Below are 325 nucleotides of genomic sequence, written 5' to 3' on the forward strand. Positions count from 1 at the left end.
GAATAGAAGAAGAGATAAAGCAGTCAACGTTTAAGAGTGAGTACCAGAAGGCCTACATCAACATGGTTTACACGTCAAACTGGTTACAGCAGGTGCAGGCGGCACAATTTAAGCCTTACGGCCTCACGCTGCCGCAGTACAACATCCTGCGCATCCTGCGTGGGCAGCACCCCAAGCCAGCTACAGTAAGCCTGCTGATCGAGCGGATGCTGGACAAGACCTCCAACGCCTCTCGCATAGTGGACAAGCTGGAGGCCAAGGCACTGGTAACGCGCAAGCAGTGCGCCGATGACCGGCGCACAGTAGATGTGCTGATAACGGACAA

Annotated in this window: 1 protein-coding gene; it reads left to right on the forward strand. The window is 54.5% G+C overall.

Translation table 11 applies throughout. The annotated features are described in order from the left end of the window. Nucleotides 1-2: 2 nt before the first annotated feature. A partial coding sequence (locus LN995_RS21805; RefSeq protein ID WP_229963200.1) for a MarR family winged helix-turn-helix transcriptional regulator occupies nucleotides 3-325 on the forward strand: 323 nt, incomplete at its 3' end.

It is taken from the genome of Pontibacter silvestris (assembly GCF_020907275.1).
Lineage (GTDB): Bacteria > Bacteroidota > Bacteroidia > Cytophagales > Hymenobacteraceae > Pontibacter > Pontibacter silvestris.